Source organism: Luteibacter anthropi (genome assembly GCF_011759365.1).
Taxonomy (GTDB): Bacteria; Pseudomonadota; Gammaproteobacteria; order Xanthomonadales; family Rhodanobacteraceae; genus Luteibacter; species Luteibacter anthropi.
Window position 1 is genome coordinate 111,279 of record NZ_JAARLZ010000002.1, and the last position, 17,812, is coordinate 129,090.

The following is a 17,812-nucleotide window of genomic DNA, read 5'->3' on the forward strand; positions in this document are numbered from 1 at the left end:
GCTCGCCATGATCAGACATACGCTTGCCTTTGCCGCGTTCGTCGCAGCGTTTCCCGTCATCGCGCAGCAGGCGCCGGTACGCTTTCTCGTGGTGGCCAATCGCGAGAGCCCGTTATCGGCCGTGGTGCCGGGCCGTATCGCGCGGATCAACGTGCAGCTTGGCGACAGCGTAGCGGCAGGCAAGGTACTGGCATCGCTGGATTGCAGCGACCTGGAAGCACGCCGGGCCAGCGCGAATGCCGAATACAACGCGGCGCAGCTGCGCTATGAGGCCAAGGCCAAGCTTCAGGGCCTGCAATCGGCTGCCGCGCTCGAAGTCGAACTGACCGCGGCCGATGTCGATCGCACCCGCAGCCAGGTGCGTATTTTCGATGCGCAGCTGGCCCAGTGCCGTTTCGTCGCACCGTTCGAGGGCCGTGTTGCACGCGTGCATGTCAAGGAGGGGCAGGGTGTGGCGGCCGGTGCGCCCGTGATCGACCTGGTGGGCACGGGCGTGCCCAAGGCACGTCTCAACGTACCGTCGAACTGGATCAGCTGGCTGAAGCCGGGCGCGCATCTTGACGCCGTGGTGGACGAAACCGGTGCTCACTACACGCTCGCCGTGACCCGTATCAGCGGTCGCGTGGATGCGGTGAGCCAGACCGTGGAAATCGAGGCGGATTTCCAGGGTGATACCGCGCAGGTATGGCCGGGCATGAGTGGCCGCGCGCAGGCCCCGAAGCCGGCAGCGCAGGGCTGAGACGATGACCGCGCACGCTTCCGCTCCTCCTTCCGCGTCCGCGCGGTTCTATGCCGTGGCCGCCCGGGTGGAAGCGGCCACGCGTGCCGCGGAACTCGGCTTCACCATCTGCAACGAAACGCGCACGCTCGTCGATTACCGCCAGGCGGCTCTGGTCGAACTGTCGCCGGGCCGCCCGGCTCGACTGGTTGCGCATTCGGGGCTGGCAGAGACCGATGCCAACACGCCCTACGCCTTGTGGTTGTCGGCTGCTGCCGCGCGCATCGCGAAGCGCTGCGAAACGCTGCCGCCCACGGCGCGCGTGCTTCCGCTGTCGCCCGCTGCGCTCGGCGAGGAACTGGCGGCCGGCTGGGATGAATGGCTGCCGGCGCATGTCTGGGTGCTGCCACTGGTGGCGCCCGATGGCACGGTGAATGCCTTGCTCTTCCTTGCGCGAGAGCAGGCGTGGCCGGAAACCTTGTCGATGGACAGCGCGGAGTTTGCCCTGTTGCAACTGGTGAACCTCTACGGGTTCGCGTGGTGGTCGCTGGTGGCCCGGCCTTCGCTGTGGCGGCGCGGCTGGAAGGCGGCCTTCACCGGGCGACGGTTGCGCTACGCCCTGGTGGGGCTGCTGCTCATCATGCTGTTGCCGATCCGCGAATACACGCTGGTGCCGGCGGAAGTGATTTCCACCGAAAGCCAGGTCATCGCATCGCCCCGCGAAGGGGTGGTGCATCGCATGGTGGTGTTACCCAATACACCGGTGAAAGCCGGCGACGTGCTCGCGGAACTGGACGACACCACGCTGCGTAACCGCCTCGCCGTGGCGCAGGCGGAGCTGGCGACGGCCGCGGTGGAAATGCACCAGGCCTCCCAGCAGGCCATCGAAAACCAGAACGCCAAGGCGGACCTCGGGCTGGCCGAAGGCAAGTGGCGTGAGCGCCAGGTCGATGCGGCCTCGCTTCAGCGCGAGGTGGACAAGCTCGCCATCCGTGCACCGGCCGACGGTGTGTTCGTCTATGGCGACCCCGATGAATGGGCCGGCAAGCCGGTGCAGACCGGTGAGCGCATCGGTCTGCTCGCCGATCCGCATGCATTGGGCGTGCGCGCCTGGGCCCCGGTGGGCGAGGCGACCAACCTGGCACAGGGGGCCGCCATGAAGGTGTTCCTGAAGGTGGCGCCGCTCAGCCCCTTCGATGCCACGCTGGACTATGCCGGCTACCAGCCGGTGGAAGCGCCCAATGGCGTGGCGAGCTACATGCTGCGCGGCACGGTGGACGGCACGCCCGCCGATGCACGTATCGGCCTGCAGGGGACAGCTCGGGTATCGGGCCAGTGGAGCGTGCTCGGCTATCTGCTGCTGCGCCGTCCGCTGGCGACCATGCGGGCGTGGTGTGGCCTGTGAGCGAGCCGGCACTTGCCATGCCGGCCATGGCCGCCGTGTGGCCGGCCCTGCGTGAAGAACTCGACGTGCATGTCGCCGGACGCAACCGCGACGGTTCGCCGGCATGGCATCTGGCCGATCCGGTGCGCAACCAGTTCTTCCGCATTGGCTGGCTTGAATTCGAGATGCTGCGACGCTGGGACCTTGGCGATCCGCAACGCATCGCCGATGCGGTCGCTGCCGACACTACGTTGATGCCCGGGCCGGACGACGTGCAGGGCTTCGCGCGTTTCCTGCAACAACAGCAACTGACCCGCGACACCAGCCTGCGACCACCGACCTCGGTCGCCCACTGGCTGTTGCACAACTACCTGTTCATCCGCATTCCGTTGATCCGCCCGGAACGCCTGCTGCGCAGGGCACTGCCTTTCGTCGAGCCGATGTTCGGCATGCGCTTCCTGCTGGTGACCCTGCTGGCCGCTATCGTGGGCGTGCTGTTTGCCGTACGCCAGTGGGACACGGTGCTGGCCAACCTGCGTGGTGCGATGAGCTGGGATGGCGTCATCGCCTTCGCCGGTGCATTGATCCTGTCCAAATGCTGGCATGAGCTGGGCCATGCATTCATGGCGACGCGTTACGGCGTGAAGGTGGGACACATGGGCATCGCGCTGCTGGTGATGTGGCCCATGGCCTATACCGATACCGGCGAAAGCTGGAAGCTGGAACGTTCCCGGCGTCGTCTGGCCATCGCCTCGGCCGGCGTGCTGGCCGAACTGGTGCTGGCAGCATGGTGCACCTTGCTCTGGTCGTTCGCGCCGGACGGCAACTTCCGCAACGCGCTGTTCTTCCTGGGTACCACGGCCTGGGTGCTGACCCTGCTGGTGAACGTCAGCCCGTTCATGCGCTTCGACGGCTATTTCATCCTTGCCGATGCGCTGGATTACCCTGGCCTGCACGAGCGCGCGGGGCGTTGGGCCAAGCGGTGGATGCGTCGCGTCCTGCTCGGCCTGGACGATCCGAAACCCGATGCGGTGTCGCCGCGATTTGCCGCCTTTCTCACCGTGTTCGCTTTCGCGACATGGGTGTATCGCCTCAGCCTGTTCATCGGCATCGCCGTCGTCGTCTACCACGCCTTCTTCAAGGCGCTGGGCCTGATCCTGTTTCTTGTGGAAATCGTGACCTTCGTGATGAAGCCCGTATTCAATGAAACCCGCGTGTGGTGGGCCCGGCGCGACGAGATCCGCTGGTCCGCGCTAAGGGTGCGCCTTATCGTGCCGGCCATGCTCGCGCTGGTGCTGTTCGTGCCGTGGTCGTCGCGGATTACTGCCGATGGCGTGGTGGAAGCCGGTTACCGGCAGGCGGTGTTCACGCCCTTCGGCGCGCGTTTGGATGCGATCAACACCCGCGACGGCGACGTGGTGCCGGCGGGCAAGGTGCTGTTCGAACTGAGCGCACCGGCACCGCAGGACGACGGCGACAAGGCGAGCGTACTGCGCGATGCCTACGAATCGGCGGCGCGTGGCGCGGTGGCGCTCGACCGCAACGGCGTGGCGAAGCAGGTGGTGGCCGAGCGCATGGCCGAACGCTATACCGCGCAACGCGACGCGAGCATGGCCGAGAAGGGGCGCCTGCAACTGATCGCCAGTGAACAGGGTGTCGTCCGCGATGTGGACCCGACGCTACGCAAGGGCAACTGGGTGTCACCCGGCACGCGCATCGCCACCGTGGTGGGCAGCACGCGCTGGCGGGCGGAAGTGCTGGTGCAGGAAGCCGACCGCGCCCGGCTGTCGTCCGGTGCGGCCGTCACCGTCTATCCGCATGGTGGGTTGCAACCCCTGCGCGGCAAAATATCCATGCTCGATAGTGGTGCGGTTGACCACCTGCCCAGTCTCGTACTGGCAAAGCCCCACGGCGGCCCCATCGCGCTCAACCCGACCCGCCCGGCAAAGGAACTGCGCCCGGCGGGCGTGTGGTATCGCGTGGTGGTGGAAGGCGATGGACTCAAAGAGCCACTGCCGGCCGAACTGCTGGCCGACGTACGCATCGAAGGCGAGCGACAGAGCCTCGCCCGGCGCTGGGTCGACAGTGCATTGCTGACGATCCTCCAGCAGACCGGGCTGGGCAAGGAAGGCTGACGCCTTACATGTTCAGTTGCAGCTTCATCCAGGCCGTGCGGCCCGGCTCGTTGACGCGCAGCGTATCGGCATAGCCGACCAGGCCCACGGTCGATGCATTCACATGCTCGGCGTAGGTCTTGTTCAGCAGGTTGTCGAAGCCTGCACTGAGGGTGAGCTGCTTCGTGAGGCGATAGCCGCCATTGAGCGAGAAGACGCCAAAGCCCGCCGTCGGCCCGAGATCCAGTCCGACGATATTGCCATCGCCCACCGAGACGCGATGCTGGGCGGCCGCGACGCGCCACAAGCCACCCACGGACCATGTGCCCGTGTCGTAGGTGAGGCCCAGGCGGGTTTCCAGTGGCGGAATCTGTGGCAGGGGACGTCCGTCACTGCGGTTTTCGCCCCAGGCATAGGCCAGCGTGCCATCAAGCTTCCAGCGGGGTGACAAGGCTACGACGGCGCCGGCCTCGCCACCGGCGATGCGTGCATCGATATTGCTGGCCCGGCCCATGGCCATCATGCCGCGGCCACCGCGCAACAGGATGAAATCGTCCACGACACCGGCGTATGCCGATACCCATGCCTGCCAGCCTTCGCCACGGAACTGGGCGCCGATGTCGAGCTGGGTGGTGCGTTCGGGACGTGTGCGGCGAAAGCTGTCGAGGCTCTTCTGCGTATAACGGCCGAACAGCTCCCAGTAATCGGGAAAGCGTTCGACGTGGCCGATACCGGCATACAACGTGGCCGGCATCGTCGTCAGGTCGCGCTCGTAGCGCATGAAGCCGGACTTCAGCCAGGACGAGCGGCTTGCATCGATCGTGCTTCCATTGCCGGGCATGGCCATCGCGCCCATGTCCCCCTGCGATATGGACGACAGGCCATAACCGCGGGCCTGCGCACGGTCGAGGCGTAGGCCGCCCAGCAGCCTTTCGCGCTGGGCGACATGCCAGGTGGCTTCGGCGAAGGCGCCCACGATGGCCATGCGCTCGTCGCGATCACGCGGCAACGCCCGGTAATAAGGCAGCATGCCGTCGCGGGGACCACCGTTGCGCGCCGTATGCGTATTGCGCGAACCATCGATGCCGGTGACGAGATTGAACGACTGTGCCCAATCGAAGGTGGCGGCCACGCGACCGCCCACGGTACGGCGGGCGACGTCGCTGGCCATCGCCATGGGCATCATCGAGGCCGGGTCGGGATGGCGCAGCGTGTAGTTGTCCATCACATGGTCGGCATAGTTCACATAGGCCTGTGCTTCCAGCTTCGTGAAGTGCTCGCTCATGTGCTCGCGAACGAATTTCAGTCCGGCGCTTTCGCGGAGGAACTGCGATCCGTCCATGCCGCTGAACGCATAGGCCGCCTTGCCGTCACCGCGACCGACAGTCAGTTCGACGCGGGTATCGTCATCGGGCGTCCAGCCGATCGTCGCATCGGCATTCCAGCGGTCGTAATAGGAATGCACGCGACGGCCGTCGCCGTCTTCATAGTCCTGCGAGCGGGTGTGATTGGCCGTGATGCCGAGGTAACCGGTGGCATCGCCGCCGCGAAGGTCCAGCGACTGGTCGTTGCGCCCCCACGAGCCCCCCAGCATGCTGCCATCCAGCGAGACGGTGGGCCGGGTGTAACGGGTGAACTCCCTGTCGAAGAGCACGGTGCCGGCGGAGTTGCCCGGGCCATGGATCACGGTTTGCGGCCCCTTGATGATGGTGACCTTGTCGAAACTCTGCGGCGATATGTATGAGGTGGGTGGGTCCATGCGCGAGGGACAACCGCCGCCGATCTGGCCGCCATCGACCAGGATATTCAGTCGCGAACCGCTCATGCCGCGCAGCATCGGATCACCGTTCGTGCCGCCCTTGCGGATGGTGGCGAAGCCGGGGATGGACTTCAGGAAGTCCGCGCCGTCGCTTGCCGGCACGGGCTGGCGTGGCGCTTTCGGGTCGGTAACCACGGTGAGGGGCGCCGTCTGCATCGGCGCGGTCACGACGATGGGTGTCAACGACGATGGCGGTGGCTCGTCGTTTGCCACGGCGACGGGAGAAAGCACGAGTGCAAGCGTGGCGGGCAGGATGCGGTGGCGGACGCGCACGGAGGCGCGCACCGCGAGGATGCGATGAGACATGGTGATTCCCTGAAAGGCCTGGCGAAAGGCACGCGCCCGATGGCGCGTGCACGCGAAACTCAGCTCAGGGCACAGGGAGGTCCGCGCGGTGCGATATCACGCAGCCATGGCAGCAGCGGTCGCGGCGAAACGGGCAGGGGGCCCGGCGCACGGATATCGGTGGCCGGCGGCCGCATGAGTGCGACGGCAAGCCCAGGCAGGAGCGGGTGGTGAGCAAGGAACGAGCAGTATCCGCAGGCATCGAGCAGGCCGGCGTGATGCCTGTCGCCGTGATGATCCGGCTCGCACCAGGCGCCATCCACCACCTCGTCGATGGTGGCGGCCCGCAGCTCGGATACGACCGGGGCGATCGACAGCAGCCCGGCTGCCACGAAGGCCAGCCAGCCGAACCATGATCGCCATGTGCGCTTCCCTGACACGTTCCCCGGGAGTTCCTCGATTCCGATGCCCGGATGATGCCAGCGCCTTGCGCCGCCCGAGGGCGGCACATTGCCGCGCCCTATGTGAAAACCGCTACGGGCGGGCCGTCAGGCGCAGGGGAAGCCGCTCCTCCGGCCGCAGTGAGATGGTGAAGACCGGCCGGGGCCCGGGCGAATTATCTGGGATGGAGATATCGAAGCGTTGCAGCGGTCGCGGCGGACGCTCCATCGTCAACGGAACGTCAGCTGTGTCGCTTCTCGCTTACCCTGTACGAAACCGGCCTGGGCAGAGGGCGCACGGGTTGCCAGGTCCATCTGATTCGTACCCATGGCGACGCGGGACTCGGCGTCCGGGGAGATCACGACGACGTGACTGCCCTGGCTGCGCAACGATTCAACCTGACTTGCCAGGTCGTTTCCCCATTCCGGAGATCTACGCAAGCCCTCGAACTGTCCCGGTGGTAGTGGACCGCTTCGTTCACTGAACGGCGTGAGCACCACGACGTTTGCATAGCTTGAGGCGAGATCGGCATTGTCGGTAGAGCGCACGCCGCCGTTGATGTAGTGAACCCCGTGGATCGTGTGCGTGGGGCCGCCGGGCAAAGCCGTACTCGCGGTCACCGCGTCCACCAGCTCGACTCCGGAATGGCGGTCGAACAAGGCTGGTTCTCCGGTATGGGCGTTGACAGCCACCAGGACCATCGGTTTTTCCGGCCATTCCAGATTTGGCAGCCGTGAGGCAACCAGTGCGCGCCGTCGTTGAGCTGCCGAGCCATCGAGCATGGAGTTGCATTCCAACCCGAACGCACCCATCGCACGACATAGATCGGCGGCCGAGGTGGCAGCCGCGCCGATCGCTCTCATCCGTTCGAAAACCGCGTCCATTGGCATGGGCGGGGACCCTTGCGGGCGCTGCCCGACCGGCTGCGTTACTTCAGACAAAATGCCAGACAACAACATAGCGGGGGTCCGGCCGCTTCGCAGGTGCGCTGCCGCAGTGGCACCGGACGAGGTGCCGATCACCAGGTCGGCAGCCTCGGTCATATCGATTCCCGCATCGGCCAGCCCGGCGATAACGCCGATCATCCAGGCATTTCCCGCAGCCCCACCACCACCGAGAACCAGGGCCATATGTTTTTCAGTCATCTGCCGCTGCCCCGGATAGCCTGTTCAATGCGCCTATGCTAATACGCAATCAGGGTCCCTTGACGGCCTTCACCATGGCATCCGGCCGCACGTACTTCGCGAAGGCCTGCTGCACTTCCGGGGCGGTGAGCGCCAGGTAGTGCTGTGCGGCGACAGTCACGGCGTCCAGGGGCTTGTCTTCCTGCGACATCGACAGCAGCTGGCCACCGATGGCCCCGAAACTGGACTCGCCCAACGGAATGCGACGTAGCAGGATGCCTTTGGCCTGCCTGAGTTCGGCATCGGTCACGGGTTCCTGCTGCATGCGCTTCAGGTTCTGCACCACCAGTGCACTGGCCGTGCCGACCTTGTCGGGATCGGAGCCGAACTCCACCCGGTAGACACTGCGATGCTTATGCGCATCGAAGGCCATGCCCACGGAGTAGACCAGGCCCTGCTTCTCGCGCAGGTCGCGGGTGAGGCGCGAGGCGTAGAAGCCACCGCCCAGCACCTGGTTGCCCAGGTTGATGGCATAGCGCGCCGGGTCGTCATAGGTGATGTCGATGGTCTGCGCGATCTCCACCTCGTCCTGCGTGGCGCTTTTATCAGGTACGTGCAGTTGCCCGGCGGGGTTGGCAGGCACGGCGGCGTATTCGGTCTGCGGCTTGGGCCCCGTGGCCTTCCAGTCACCGAAGGCCTGCTCGATCACCTGCCTTGCCTGCGCAGGATCGACCTTGCCCACGATGACGATGGTGGTCAGGTCGGGGCGGAACGTCTGGTTGTAGTACGCCTTGACCTTGTCCAGCGTGAGTGCCGATACGGACTGCGGCGTGGCATGGCGAAGTTCGGCATCGCCGGCCGGAAGCAAGGCCTTGTTCAATCCGTAGCGAAACAGGAAGCCGGGTGACTGCAGCACCCCCGTGACTTCGCTGAGCACCTGGCGCTGCATGACGGCGAAGCCTTCGGCAGGCAGGGCCGGATGCAGTTCGTTGTCGGCCAGTAGTTTCACGCCATCGACAAAATGGGCAGAAGGTACCGATAGCGAGAAGCGGTAGCCGGCGCGCACGCGTGCGCTGATGGCGTCCTGTGCTTCCTGCCACTGCAGGCGGTTCATGCTGGTGGTGCCATAGGGGAACAGGCCGGCAAGAAGGCCGGAAATACCCTCTTCACCCGGGGCAGCCAGCGTATCCTCGTTGGTCTTGATGCTGCCGAAGAGCTCCACCGTGTCGCTGATGGTTTCCGGCTGCACGATCAGTTTCAGGCCGTTGGGCAGCACATAGGACACCGGGTGCATCGATGACGCCGGCACGTCCAGCTTCGCAAACGCCTGCTCGGCCCAGTCGGGTAGCTGTACGGGTTTGTCGGGCGTGGAGGAGAAGCTCTCTGCTCCTCCGAAGCCCTTGCCTTCGCCCGGCTTGCCCGAGCTTTCCGGCGTAAGGATGGCGGTGATGGCGTGCGCCGGGTCCAGGCTTTTCTTCGCCAGCGCGTTCACCGCTTCCGGTGTCACCGCCTCGATGGCCGCCTTGAGCGCTTCGGGCGATTCGGCACCCTGGAAAGCCAGCGCATCCGACCACGTATTGGCCAGGCCGCCGACCGAGTTCTTGCTGAATTCCATGGATGCGATGGCATTGCGCTTGGCGGCTTCGACCAGGGCTGGATCGATACCCTTGTTCGCCGCATCGGCGAGAATGCCCCGCATCTTCGCCAGTACGGGCTGCGGATTGCCACCCTTCGGGAAGATTCCGATCGCCATGCCGATGCCCGCCTGGGGCATGGCTTCTGCGCTGAAGCCACCGAACAGGGCCGTACCGTCGAAACGCATGCCGGCCAGCGCGGCGCGCTGCGAACCCAGTGCGATGCCCAGCACCATGGCGGTGGCGTGATCCTTCGAGGTGAGTCCGGGCAGGCGATAACCGAGGTACACCGAGCCGTAGGGCGCATCGGTGGTTACCTGCATGGTTTTTGCCGCCACCGGTTTGAAATCGAAGGCAGGACGGGCGGGCAGGGTCTTGCGCGGTATGTCGCCGAACTGCTGCCTGACCATCGCCAGTGTTGCGGCAGGATCGACGTCGCCGGAAACCACCAGGATCGCGTTGTTCGGCGCATACCAGGTATCGACGAACTGCTTCAGCATGGGCGCCGTGGTCTTGTCGAACGAGTCACGGGTGCCGAGCGGTGTATGCGCGTAGGGCGTGCCGGCAAACATCTGCTCCAGCATCTGTGTATAGAACTTGAAGTTCGGGCTGGAGAGATCACGCGAGACCTCCTGCTCGATCGCACCGCGCTCTTTGTCCCATTCCTTCGGGTCCATGTCTACGCCACGCATGCGCATGCTTTCCAGACGCAGCGCGACTTCGAGATCCTGCGAGGGTGCCACGAAGTAGTACTGCGTCACGCCCTGGGTGGTGTCCGCGTTGAACGCGCCGCCCATGTTGGCGGCAATGGCCGAAAGCTGATCCTTGCTCAGGCCGGGGCTGCCCCGGAACATCATGTGTTCCACGGCATGCGCGGTGCCGGGGAAGCCATCCGGCACTTCGTCGGAGCCGGCGAGGTAGTTGATCTCGGTCGTAATCACGGGAGCCAGCGTATCGCGCACGATCACGACGCGAAGGCCGTTGTCGAGCGTGGCACGGGTCACCTCGGCATCGCCGGTCACGGCCAGGGCGCTGCCGGAAGCCAGCGCCAGGCTGATGGCGGCGGCCAGTCTCAGGGTGAACATCTTCACTGCGCAATCCTTATATAGCGTCTGAGTTCCGTTTCGTGTGCAGTCTTGTTACGACGCCCGGGCAAGTCAACGAGCAAGATTTTGCGCGACAGGTGCATAGTCATCGGACTCGATCGCACCTTGTGGCAGGTAGAGCATGGCCGGTGGCTTATGCATCAGGAAGTTCTGGTGGGAGATGTTCCATGCGTAGGCGCCTGCCAGCGGAAAGGCCAGGCAGTCTCCCACCGCCAGCGCGGTCATGGGTTGCGCCCGGGCGAGCACGTCCTTCGGCGTGCATAGCTGACCGACCAGTGTCACCTGGCTGTTCGTGATCGTTGGTGGCTCGCTACCCCGGATCACGACAAACGGGTGGTCGTGACCTTGTGCCGGCGGGGTGCGGAAGTGATGCGTACCACCCCGGGCTACCGCGAAGTACTCGCCGTGACTGCGCTTGATGTCCAGCACTTCCATCACGTACCAGCCGCAGGCCACGCTGACGTAACGGCCGGGCTCGAAGCGAAGGCGCAGGGTTTCCCGTCGCCTGGAGAGCAGGGTGCGCAGGCCGGTGCAGAAGCCGCTCCAGTCGAAGGACTGTGAGGCATCGGCATAGTCCACGCCGAAGCCACCGCCCGCGTTCACGGTGCGGACCTGGATGCCATACGTGTCCTGCCACCGGTGCACCGTGTCGAGATAGGCGTTCACCAGGTGCAGCTGCACGTGGGCGTCGCGCTGGTGGGACATGAGGTGGAAGTGGAAGCCTTCCAGGTCCAGCGTGTCCGCATGATCCCGCACCAGGGCCAGGGCTTCTTCAAGATCCGCTTCATCCATGCCGAATGGCGTGGGCTTGCCACCCATCATGAGACGGGTGCCGGCCACACCGTCGATGCCGATATTCATGCGCAGGAAGATCGTGGCACGCCGGCCCGTCGCCTTGGCAAGTCGAGTCAGGCGGCGCAGTTCGCCGAGGCTTTCAACATGCAGCGTGCAACCGGGTTCGACGAGGGCTTCGGCCAGCTCGTCGTCGAGTTTGCCCGGACCACCGAAGAGCAGCGGTTTGCCGGGCTGGCAAAGCCTCAGCCAGCGCAGTTCGCCGCCGGAGGCGGCTTCGAAACCATCCACCCACGGGGCGAGGGTACGCAACACCGGCTCATCGGCATTGGCCTTGGCGGCGTAGTAAAGCTCGCACCCTTCGGGCAGTTGCTCGCGCATCCAGCGCGCATGGCCCGCCAGTGCATCCAGGTCGTAGACATAGGCGCATACGGGGCCTTCGCCGTTGTTTCGCAAACCGGCCACGGCCTCGCGAACCCGCGGCAGCGAGGCATCCACGTTCATGCAGCCACCTTTGCACGGGCCGGAGCGTTGATGGGGCTCGGAAGCAGGGTGTAATCCGAATCGCGGTCGGCGCGCTTGAATAGCCGGGTGCGCAGGTTGTTCTTGCTGGGCAGTGCTTCACCCTCGATCAGTCCTTCAAGCAAGGGCTGCCTGCCGTGCCGCTGCTGCCAGCGTTCCGCGATCTGTGCGATGGACTGCCACATGCGCTGTTCAAGGGCCTCGTCGGTGCCGCACAGGTGGAAGATCGCCTCGGCAAGGTTGTTCACCAGCGCACAGTAAGCCACGCGCTTCCAGCCCAGTTCGGCCGGATACAGCACCGAGGCGCGGGCGCGGGGCGTGAGCGCGTCGAGGCGGTCGTCGCTCCACAGGTGTTCGACGAGCTTGGTGCCTTCCAGATCGCGGATCCATACCTTGGCCGGCATGCCACGGTCGAATCCCACCACGGTGTTCTGCAGGTGCGGTTCGAGGATGGCGCCGTGCTGGAAGAAAGCCATCCAGTTGCCTTCCAGCAGGATCGACGCATAGGCCTCGAACCAGCACAGGGCCATGTGATCGTAGGGGCCGCCGAGCTGTTCGACCATCCGGCGGCAGACGCTGCGGCCGTCACGGTCGGTGGTGAAGAGGGCGCCGGCCACCTGCGGCTGGTAACGCTTGCGATGCAGGGCGGAAAGGTTCTCCCGATAAAGCATGCCAAACCCTTCGGTCAGCTCGCGCAGTTCGTCGGCATCGTCGGAGAACGGGCTGAAATCGAGTGTCGTCGCGGCCGGCTCCACCATGACGTCGAAACCCGGCACATGGCGGGCGATGTCCTGCCATGCCGGCGCCAGTAACGCCGTGAGTGCCACGGCGCTTTCCAGTTCGTACCAGGCGTTCTTGCGCACGCAGTTGGTCAGGCGCACGTGGATCGACAGCTTGAGGAAGTAGTCGAGGTCCGGGTGGTACATGGTGCGCACCGACGAGGTCGGATACATGTTGCGGCCGCGAGGCCCCAGCGGTTCGATCCAGCCCTGGGCGATGGCCTTGCGCATCGCCGGGCTCTGCAGCAGGCGCGAGGCTTCCCACGGGTGGCAGGGATAAAGGTCCGGGCCTTGCGCGGCATCTTCCAGCGTCGCACGGACATCGCGTCCCTGCGCACGGAACAGGCGCGGATCGATACGGAACCAGTACAACGGCAGGCTGGCCCGTACTTCGGGCGACGCATCGAGCACGGCGGGAATGGGCAGGCCTTCGCGGCTCTTCGGCGTCGGATGTAGCGCGTGACCCCAGAGCATGCCCTGTTCGGCATCAAGCAGGGCATCGCCATGCAGCGGCGCACCGAGCGAGCGGGTCAGGATCTCCCGGGCGATCTCTACGCTGTTCATCGTCTGCCCGAGCAGTTCGGCGTTGAAGCCGCACTCAGGCGCGAGGCGTTCGAGCAGGTAATGCACGGTCATCGCGGCATCGGCACAGCGCCAGGGCTCGCCGGGCGATTTCAGGTACGGTGCCGAGGCATAGTCGCAACGACCCAGACGACTGCTGCGCGAGATGCGCACGCACAGTGCATGGCCCGCGTCGGCGAAACCGATGCGCAGCAGGCGTCCTTCACCCTGCAGCAGGCCCGCCGGTACATCGTGGCCGCGATAATCCAGGTCGGCCTGCCCACGCGGCAGGGCGAATTCACGCACATAGCAGTTGAGCCAGCAGGCGATCGCCTGCGATTCGGCCTGGGCCTGGTGCCACTGTTCACGTATCGCTTGCGGGGACATGGAGCTGCCTCTTCTGGGGACGGAAGACATAGGCGGCGACCGCGACGGCAACCAGGCCGGCGGTCGAGGCTGCGAGGAAGGGTGCGGCGAGGCCAAGACGGGAGACCAGCGCGCCGGCCACAACGCCACCGACGGCACCGGCCCACTTGCCACAGGCATCGAACAGACCGAAGACATGGCCGGCGCGACCGCCACTGGCACGTGCGCCCAGGGCACGGTTGATGCCTCCGATGGCCAGCAACATGCCTGCGCCGTACATACAGCGCGATGGAATGAGCCAGGCCGGGGAATCGATGGAGGCCTGGATCACGCAGGCCAGGGAAAACAGGGCAAGACCAAGCAGCAGGGGCCGCTCCGGTGCCGTCGCGCGGCTGCGCCACCATGGCAGTGCAACGAGGTACACCAGGTGCGGCAGGCTGTAGAGCAGGCCGGCGGCGCTGTCGTGGGTCACTCCCAGTTTTTCGGTGTACGGCACGAAGTAGGGAAAGGTCACCACCATCGCGAAGCAGAACAGGAACTGCACGCTGAGCAGGCCGCTCCAGTCGCGCCATGCGGCTCGTGGCGAAGCCGCTTTTGCTTCGGCAGGCGCGCTGACCTCGTCCTTCGGCAGGCACAGGGTGACGGCGAATGCAGCCAGCGGAAGCACCGCCAGATAGCGGTAAAGCTCCTGTGCGCTACCCCACGCCATCGCCACGCCAAGCAGTGCCGGTGCGCTCACCATGGCCAGCCGGGCCGAAAACTGTGTCCAGTCCAGGGCCCGGGCGAGCGAGCCCCGGCCGGGTTCTTTCGCGAACTGCGTGGACAGGTACGCATTGGCCGCGGCCAGCGAACCACCGCAGCTGCCCTGGATGACCAGGGCAACGACGAACCACGCAATGTCTGGCGCGAAGCCGGCCAGCGTAAAGCCCAGGGCCAGCCCCATCTGCGCACGCAGCAGGGAAAGCCGCCGGCCATAGCGGTCGGCGAGGCGTCCCCATGTCGTGGCAGTCAGCGCCGTGCACAGCGTAGGTAATACATAGAGCACACCGGCCAGCCAGGTCGGTGCCCCCGGCGCCAGTTCCGCCAGCACGCGAGGCATGAAGACCGGCATGCCCAGCGCGGTAAAGGCCGCGAGATAGTGCGCGACCAGCACCGGGCCGATGACCCTCATCGAGGAACCCCGCGCAGCGCCGGATCCCGCATGAAGTTCGGGCCACTCTCGCCGTAGAACTTGTTGATGTCGGACGCGCCGGTGGCCTGCTTGCTGAGCAGGCTGCCCGCACTGAGCAGGTATTTGACCGGCAGCGCGTCGGCATCGAGCAGGACGCGTGCCGGCGCGATGTCGATGCCTTCGTCCGCGAGGGATGCGAGCGTGGCCTCAATGGTGTGGACCAGTGTCGTGTAGAAGGCACTGCGCTCATCGGGCAGGTGTTCGGCCACGCCTTCAAGCACGGCCAGCAGGCACAGTTGCAGGGTGATGGTGCAGAACATGCGGCCGAGTGCGGCATCGTTGTCGACCACGATGCGCGCATCCTGCGGCTCACCGAGCGCCTTCAGTTCGGGCAAGCGGGCATACAGGCGGCCCGGCAGCACGCGTGCCGCGTCGTTGTCCTTCATGAGCAGCGTCGGTGCGGCGCCCGGTCGATAGGACAGCACGGCATTCTGCTGGTTGGATTCCAGCGCGATGCCGTAGCGCAACCACAGGCGCAGGTGGATCTCGCACATCAGCGATACATAGCCGCGCCACCACGCATGCACGTCGCCACCGTGAAAGCGGTCGGCGACATGCAGGGCGAGCGGCCTGCCATCCGGCATCGGCGCGCAGAATGCCGCCGCCGGCAGCAGGGTTTCATCGGCGGGCACCGGATACGCCCGCACGATGTAGGCCAGGTGACGCGCTTGCGCTACATGAGCCCCGTGGGATTCATCCACGTGGACGTAACGCCCACGAAGCCGGTCATCGCTCGTTTCGATGGTGCGCAATACGCGTTCGAACCAGTGGCCATCGTAGATGGTGGACGGCTTGATCAGGCGCAGGTTCAGCGCGCCCAGGGTGCGCATCACCAGTGGCAGCTTGATGTGGTGGCGGGGGTGGGCCAGCGGCACGACCGTGCGTACGGAAAGCGTGGGGCGAACCGCCATGAAACGCTGTGGTGCACGCACGACGCCTTCGGGTAATCCGAAGGTATCGAGGCGCTGCCAGGTGAGCGGATGGACGGGCAGGGCGTCATGCGTGTCCTGCATGGCTGTCGGCAGGCCCAGGTCCGTCATCGCCGGCCAGAAATCCGGCACCGGCGACGTGCGGGTGACGGCCGCACGAGGTACGGCCAGCCAGTGCAGTTCGAACGTGGGGGCGAACTCGGGCGCGAACGCCCGCAGGTCGGTCTCGCTGAAACCGGACTTGGCCCGTGCCGTCGGGTAATAAGGATGGTCGCGATGACTGGCCACCTGATCGCACAACAAGGCACGTTCGGCCGCGTCGCCGTGGGTCAGCGCACGGGCAAGCCGCAATGCGTTGGCGCCGTAGCCCTCTCGCGCGAGACGGCGATGTTCCGTCGCGCATGCCGCCTCTTCGGCGTAGTCGCGGTGCAACGTCACCGTCTCGTCGTCGAGGCCTTCCCCCAGCAGGGCCAGCCAGCGGGCAGCTTCGTCCTCATAATGCGGCGTGCCCTCTACCTCGCGAATCCATCCGTGCCCGGATACCCCGATGGACTGCATGTAATCGCGCGATTCCACCGGTAGCCAGAGTCGTCCACCGGGAAGATGATCCACCCTCCACCAGTGCTCCGGTGCCGCATGCGGCCATGCGCGCAGTACATCGGCCGCGGGCGCGGCAAAGCCGCCCTGCGACACCAGGCCACGGAGGTTTTCACGCAGGCAGCAATCCACGATGCGGCGGACGATATAGGCCTCATCGCCCGCGTCGAACGAGGGACGGGCAGTCATGCGGCCACTCCTGGCAACTGGTCCGCCACGTCCCAGTGCAGCGGGGCATGAGCGGTTGCCAGCGCGTCCTCCAGCGAGGCGTCGTCGTCAGCCACGATATTGAGGATGCCGAGGTAATCCTTGTTGGAATGAGACAACCGGATCTCGTCACCCTGGAGACGCAGCGCGCGGTAATCGGCATGCCAGCGCTCACCCGTGGTCGGCCCGCTCTGCGGTGCCGCCACCAGCCAGCCCTCACGGGACGCCACCACATAGCGCACCAGTGCATGTGGACGTACGCGTTCCGGCAGGGCGAGGCGTTCGCCGAAATGGGGGCGGAGCAGGGTCTCGAACCAGTGGCCGCCATGCATGCGGTCGAGCATGAATTCACGCCCGTCGCCGATGCTGCGGTAATTGATTTCCACCAGCACCGGGCCTTGCGGCGTAAGGATGAATTCGCTGTGGCAGATACCGAAGGTGGCACCGAACGCCTTCACCTGCGCGAAGGCGGCATCGCGACCCTGCGTTACCGCCGGCCCGTTCCAGCGCGCTTCCAGTTCGATGAAGTGCGGCGGCTCGGACAAGGTGACGTCGAAGCCGCCGATGGCTTCCATCGCGTGCCCGTCGCCGAGGGTTTCCAGCGTGAACAACGGGCCTTCCATGAAGGCTTCCAGCAGCACGGTGCGACCGGGATGGCGCTGCCAGAAGGCTTTCAGGTAGCGATCCAGCGCCGCCGCGTCGGCACACAGGGCAACATCCATGCTGGCAACGCCTTCGCGCGGCTTGGCCACCACGGGCCAGGGCGTATCGAGCGGTGCCTGGGCGCCGGGCACCAGGCTGTGGAACCACGGCGTGGGCAGGCCCAGTTCGCGCAGGCGTTCGCGCGTGGCTGCCTTGTTCTTCGCCGCATAGCAGACCCGCCAGTCCTTGCCCGGCAGGCCGAAGCCTTCGGCTACCAGCGCCGTGGAGGTCTGCAGGTGGTCGCTGTTGGAGAACACGGCGGCCGGGCGGATGCCGGCGCTGCGCAAGGCATCGATGGCGGCCAGCGGATTGAACACATCGCATTCGATGATGCGTGCGGGCATGTGTTCCGGATGATCATGGAACCAGCGCAGATGGTCGTGACGATGATCCGTGAGAATCACCACGGGGTGCCCCATCCGCCGTGCGGCGGGCAGGAAGCCATCGGTGACGGCGGGGTGGCGCACATGCGCGAGGATGACGAGCGGGGACGTATCCATG

Annotated in this window: 12 protein-coding genes; 3 read left to right on the forward strand and 9 right to left on the reverse strand. The window is 65.8% G+C overall.

Annotated features, from left to right (window positions below):
* Positions 1-7 precede the first annotated feature (7 nt).
* The 3 genes from HBF25_RS03275 to HBF25_RS22505 are packed head-to-tail and all read left to right on the forward strand — an operon-like array spanning position 8 to position 4,237.
* Positions 8-739 carry an efflux RND transporter periplasmic adaptor subunit gene (locus HBF25_RS03275; protein ID WP_166946522.1) on the forward strand — a complete coding sequence of 244 codons (732 nt, stop codon included), beginning with the start codon at positions 8-10 and terminating at the stop codon, positions 737-739.
* Between the two features lie 4 nt (positions 740-743).
* Positions 744-2,123 (forward strand): efflux RND transporter periplasmic adaptor subunit, encoded by a 1,380-nt coding sequence (locus tag HBF25_RS03280; RefSeq protein ID WP_166946523.1) that lies wholly within the window; start codon positions 744-746, stop codon positions 2,121-2,123.
* Positions 2,120-4,237 carry a site-2 protease family protein gene (locus HBF25_RS22505; protein WP_341778026.1) on the forward strand — a complete coding sequence of 706 codons (2,118 nt, stop codon included), beginning with the start codon at positions 2,120-2,122 and terminating at the stop codon, positions 4,235-4,237. The genes HBF25_RS03280 and HBF25_RS22505 overlap by 4 nt, the downstream gene beginning before the upstream one ends.
* Before the next feature lie 4 nt (positions 4,238-4,241).
* On the opposite strand, the gene HBF25_RS03290 is transcribed toward HBF25_RS22505, so the two are convergent.
* From HBF25_RS03290 to HBF25_RS03330, 9 genes are all read right to left on the reverse strand, one after another.
* Positions 4,242-6,341, reverse strand: coding sequence for a TonB-dependent copper receptor (locus tag HBF25_RS03290; protein WP_166946524.1), 2,100 nt, complete (start codon positions 6,339-6,341; stop codon positions 4,242-4,244).
* Positions 6,342-6,400: 59 nt separating this feature from the next.
* The gene (locus HBF25_RS03295) at positions 6,401-6,760 is read right to left on the reverse strand and encodes a DUF2946 domain-containing protein (protein WP_166946525.1); all 360 of its coding nucleotides are present in this window, start codon (positions 6,758-6,760) and stop codon (positions 6,401-6,403) included.
* A gap of 231 nt (positions 6,761-6,991) precedes the next feature.
* Positions 6,992-7,891, reverse strand: coding sequence for a patatin-like phospholipase family protein (locus HBF25_RS03300; protein ID WP_208392394.1), 900 nt, complete (start codon positions 7,889-7,891; stop codon positions 6,992-6,994).
* A gap of 64 nt (positions 7,892-7,955) precedes the next feature.
* Positions 7,956-10,604, reverse strand: a complete 2,649-nt coding sequence (locus HBF25_RS03305) for a M16 family metallopeptidase (protein ID WP_208392420.1) — start codon at positions 10,602-10,604, stop codon at positions 7,956-7,958.
* 72 nt (positions 10,605-10,676) lie between these two features.
* Positions 10,677-11,921, reverse strand: coding sequence for a type III PLP-dependent enzyme (locus HBF25_RS03310; RefSeq protein WP_166946528.1), 1,245 nt, complete (start codon positions 11,919-11,921; stop codon positions 10,677-10,679).
* Entirely contained in the window at positions 11,918-13,666 is a 1,749-nt protein-coding gene (locus tag HBF25_RS03315; protein WP_166946529.1) for an IucA/IucC family protein, read from the reverse strand. Before HBF25_RS03315 ends, HBF25_RS03310 begins: the two co-directional genes overlap by 4 nt.
* Positions 13,644-14,816, reverse strand: coding sequence for an MFS transporter (locus HBF25_RS03320; protein WP_166946530.1), 1,173 nt, complete (start codon positions 14,814-14,816; stop codon positions 13,644-13,646). The genes HBF25_RS03315 and HBF25_RS03320 overlap by 23 nt, the downstream gene beginning before the upstream one ends.
* Positions 14,813-16,591: an IucA/IucC family protein gene (locus HBF25_RS03325; RefSeq protein WP_166946531.1), complete on the reverse strand. Its 1,779-nt coding sequence runs from the start codon at positions 16,589-16,591 to the stop codon at positions 14,813-14,815. The genes HBF25_RS03320 and HBF25_RS03325 overlap by 4 nt, the downstream gene beginning before the upstream one ends.
* Entirely contained in the window at positions 16,588-17,811 is a 1,224-nt protein-coding gene (locus tag HBF25_RS03330) for an ATP-grasp domain-containing protein (protein ID WP_166946532.1), read from the reverse strand. The genes HBF25_RS03325 and HBF25_RS03330 overlap by 4 nt, the downstream gene beginning before the upstream one ends.
* Between the last annotated feature and the right edge of the window lies 1 nt (position 17,812).

Coding starts and splice junctions, on each gene's coding strand:
- HBF25_RS03275 (WP_166946522.1), top strand. CDS start 8: ATGATCAGACATACGCTTGCCTTTGCCGCGTTCGTCGCAGCGTTTCCC.
- HBF25_RS03280 (WP_166946523.1), top strand. CDS start 744: ATGACCGCGCACGCTTCCGCTCCTCCTTCCGCGTCCGCGCGGTTCTAT.
- HBF25_RS03290 (WP_166946524.1), bottom strand. CDS start 6,341: ATGTCTCATCGCATCCTCGCGGTGCGCGCCTCCGTGCGCGTCCGCCAC.
- HBF25_RS03300 (WP_208392394.1), bottom strand. CDS start 7,891: ATGGCCCTGGTTCTCGGTGGTGGTGGGGCTGCGGGAAATGCCTGGATG.
- HBF25_RS03305 (WP_208392420.1), bottom strand. CDS start 10,604: ATGTTCACCCTGAGACTGGCCGCCGCCATCAGCCTGGCGCTGGCTTCC.
- HBF25_RS03310 (WP_166946528.1), bottom strand. CDS start 11,921: ATGAACGTGGATGCCTCGCTGCCGCGGGTTCGCGAGGCCGTGGCCGGT.
- HBF25_RS03315 (WP_166946529.1), bottom strand. CDS start 13,666: ATGTCCCCGCAAGCGATACGTGAACAGTGGCACCAGGCCCAGGCCGAA.
- HBF25_RS03320 (WP_166946530.1), bottom strand. CDS start 14,816: ATGAGGGTCATCGGCCCGGTGCTGGTCGCGCACTATCTCGCGGCCTTT.
- HBF25_RS03325 (WP_166946531.1), bottom strand. CDS start 16,591: ATGACTGCCCGTCCCTCGTTCGACGCGGGCGATGAGGCCTATATCGTC.
- HBF25_RS03330 (WP_166946532.1), bottom strand. CDS start 17,811: ATGGATACGTCCCCGCTCGTCATCCTCGCGCATGTGCGCCACCCCGCC.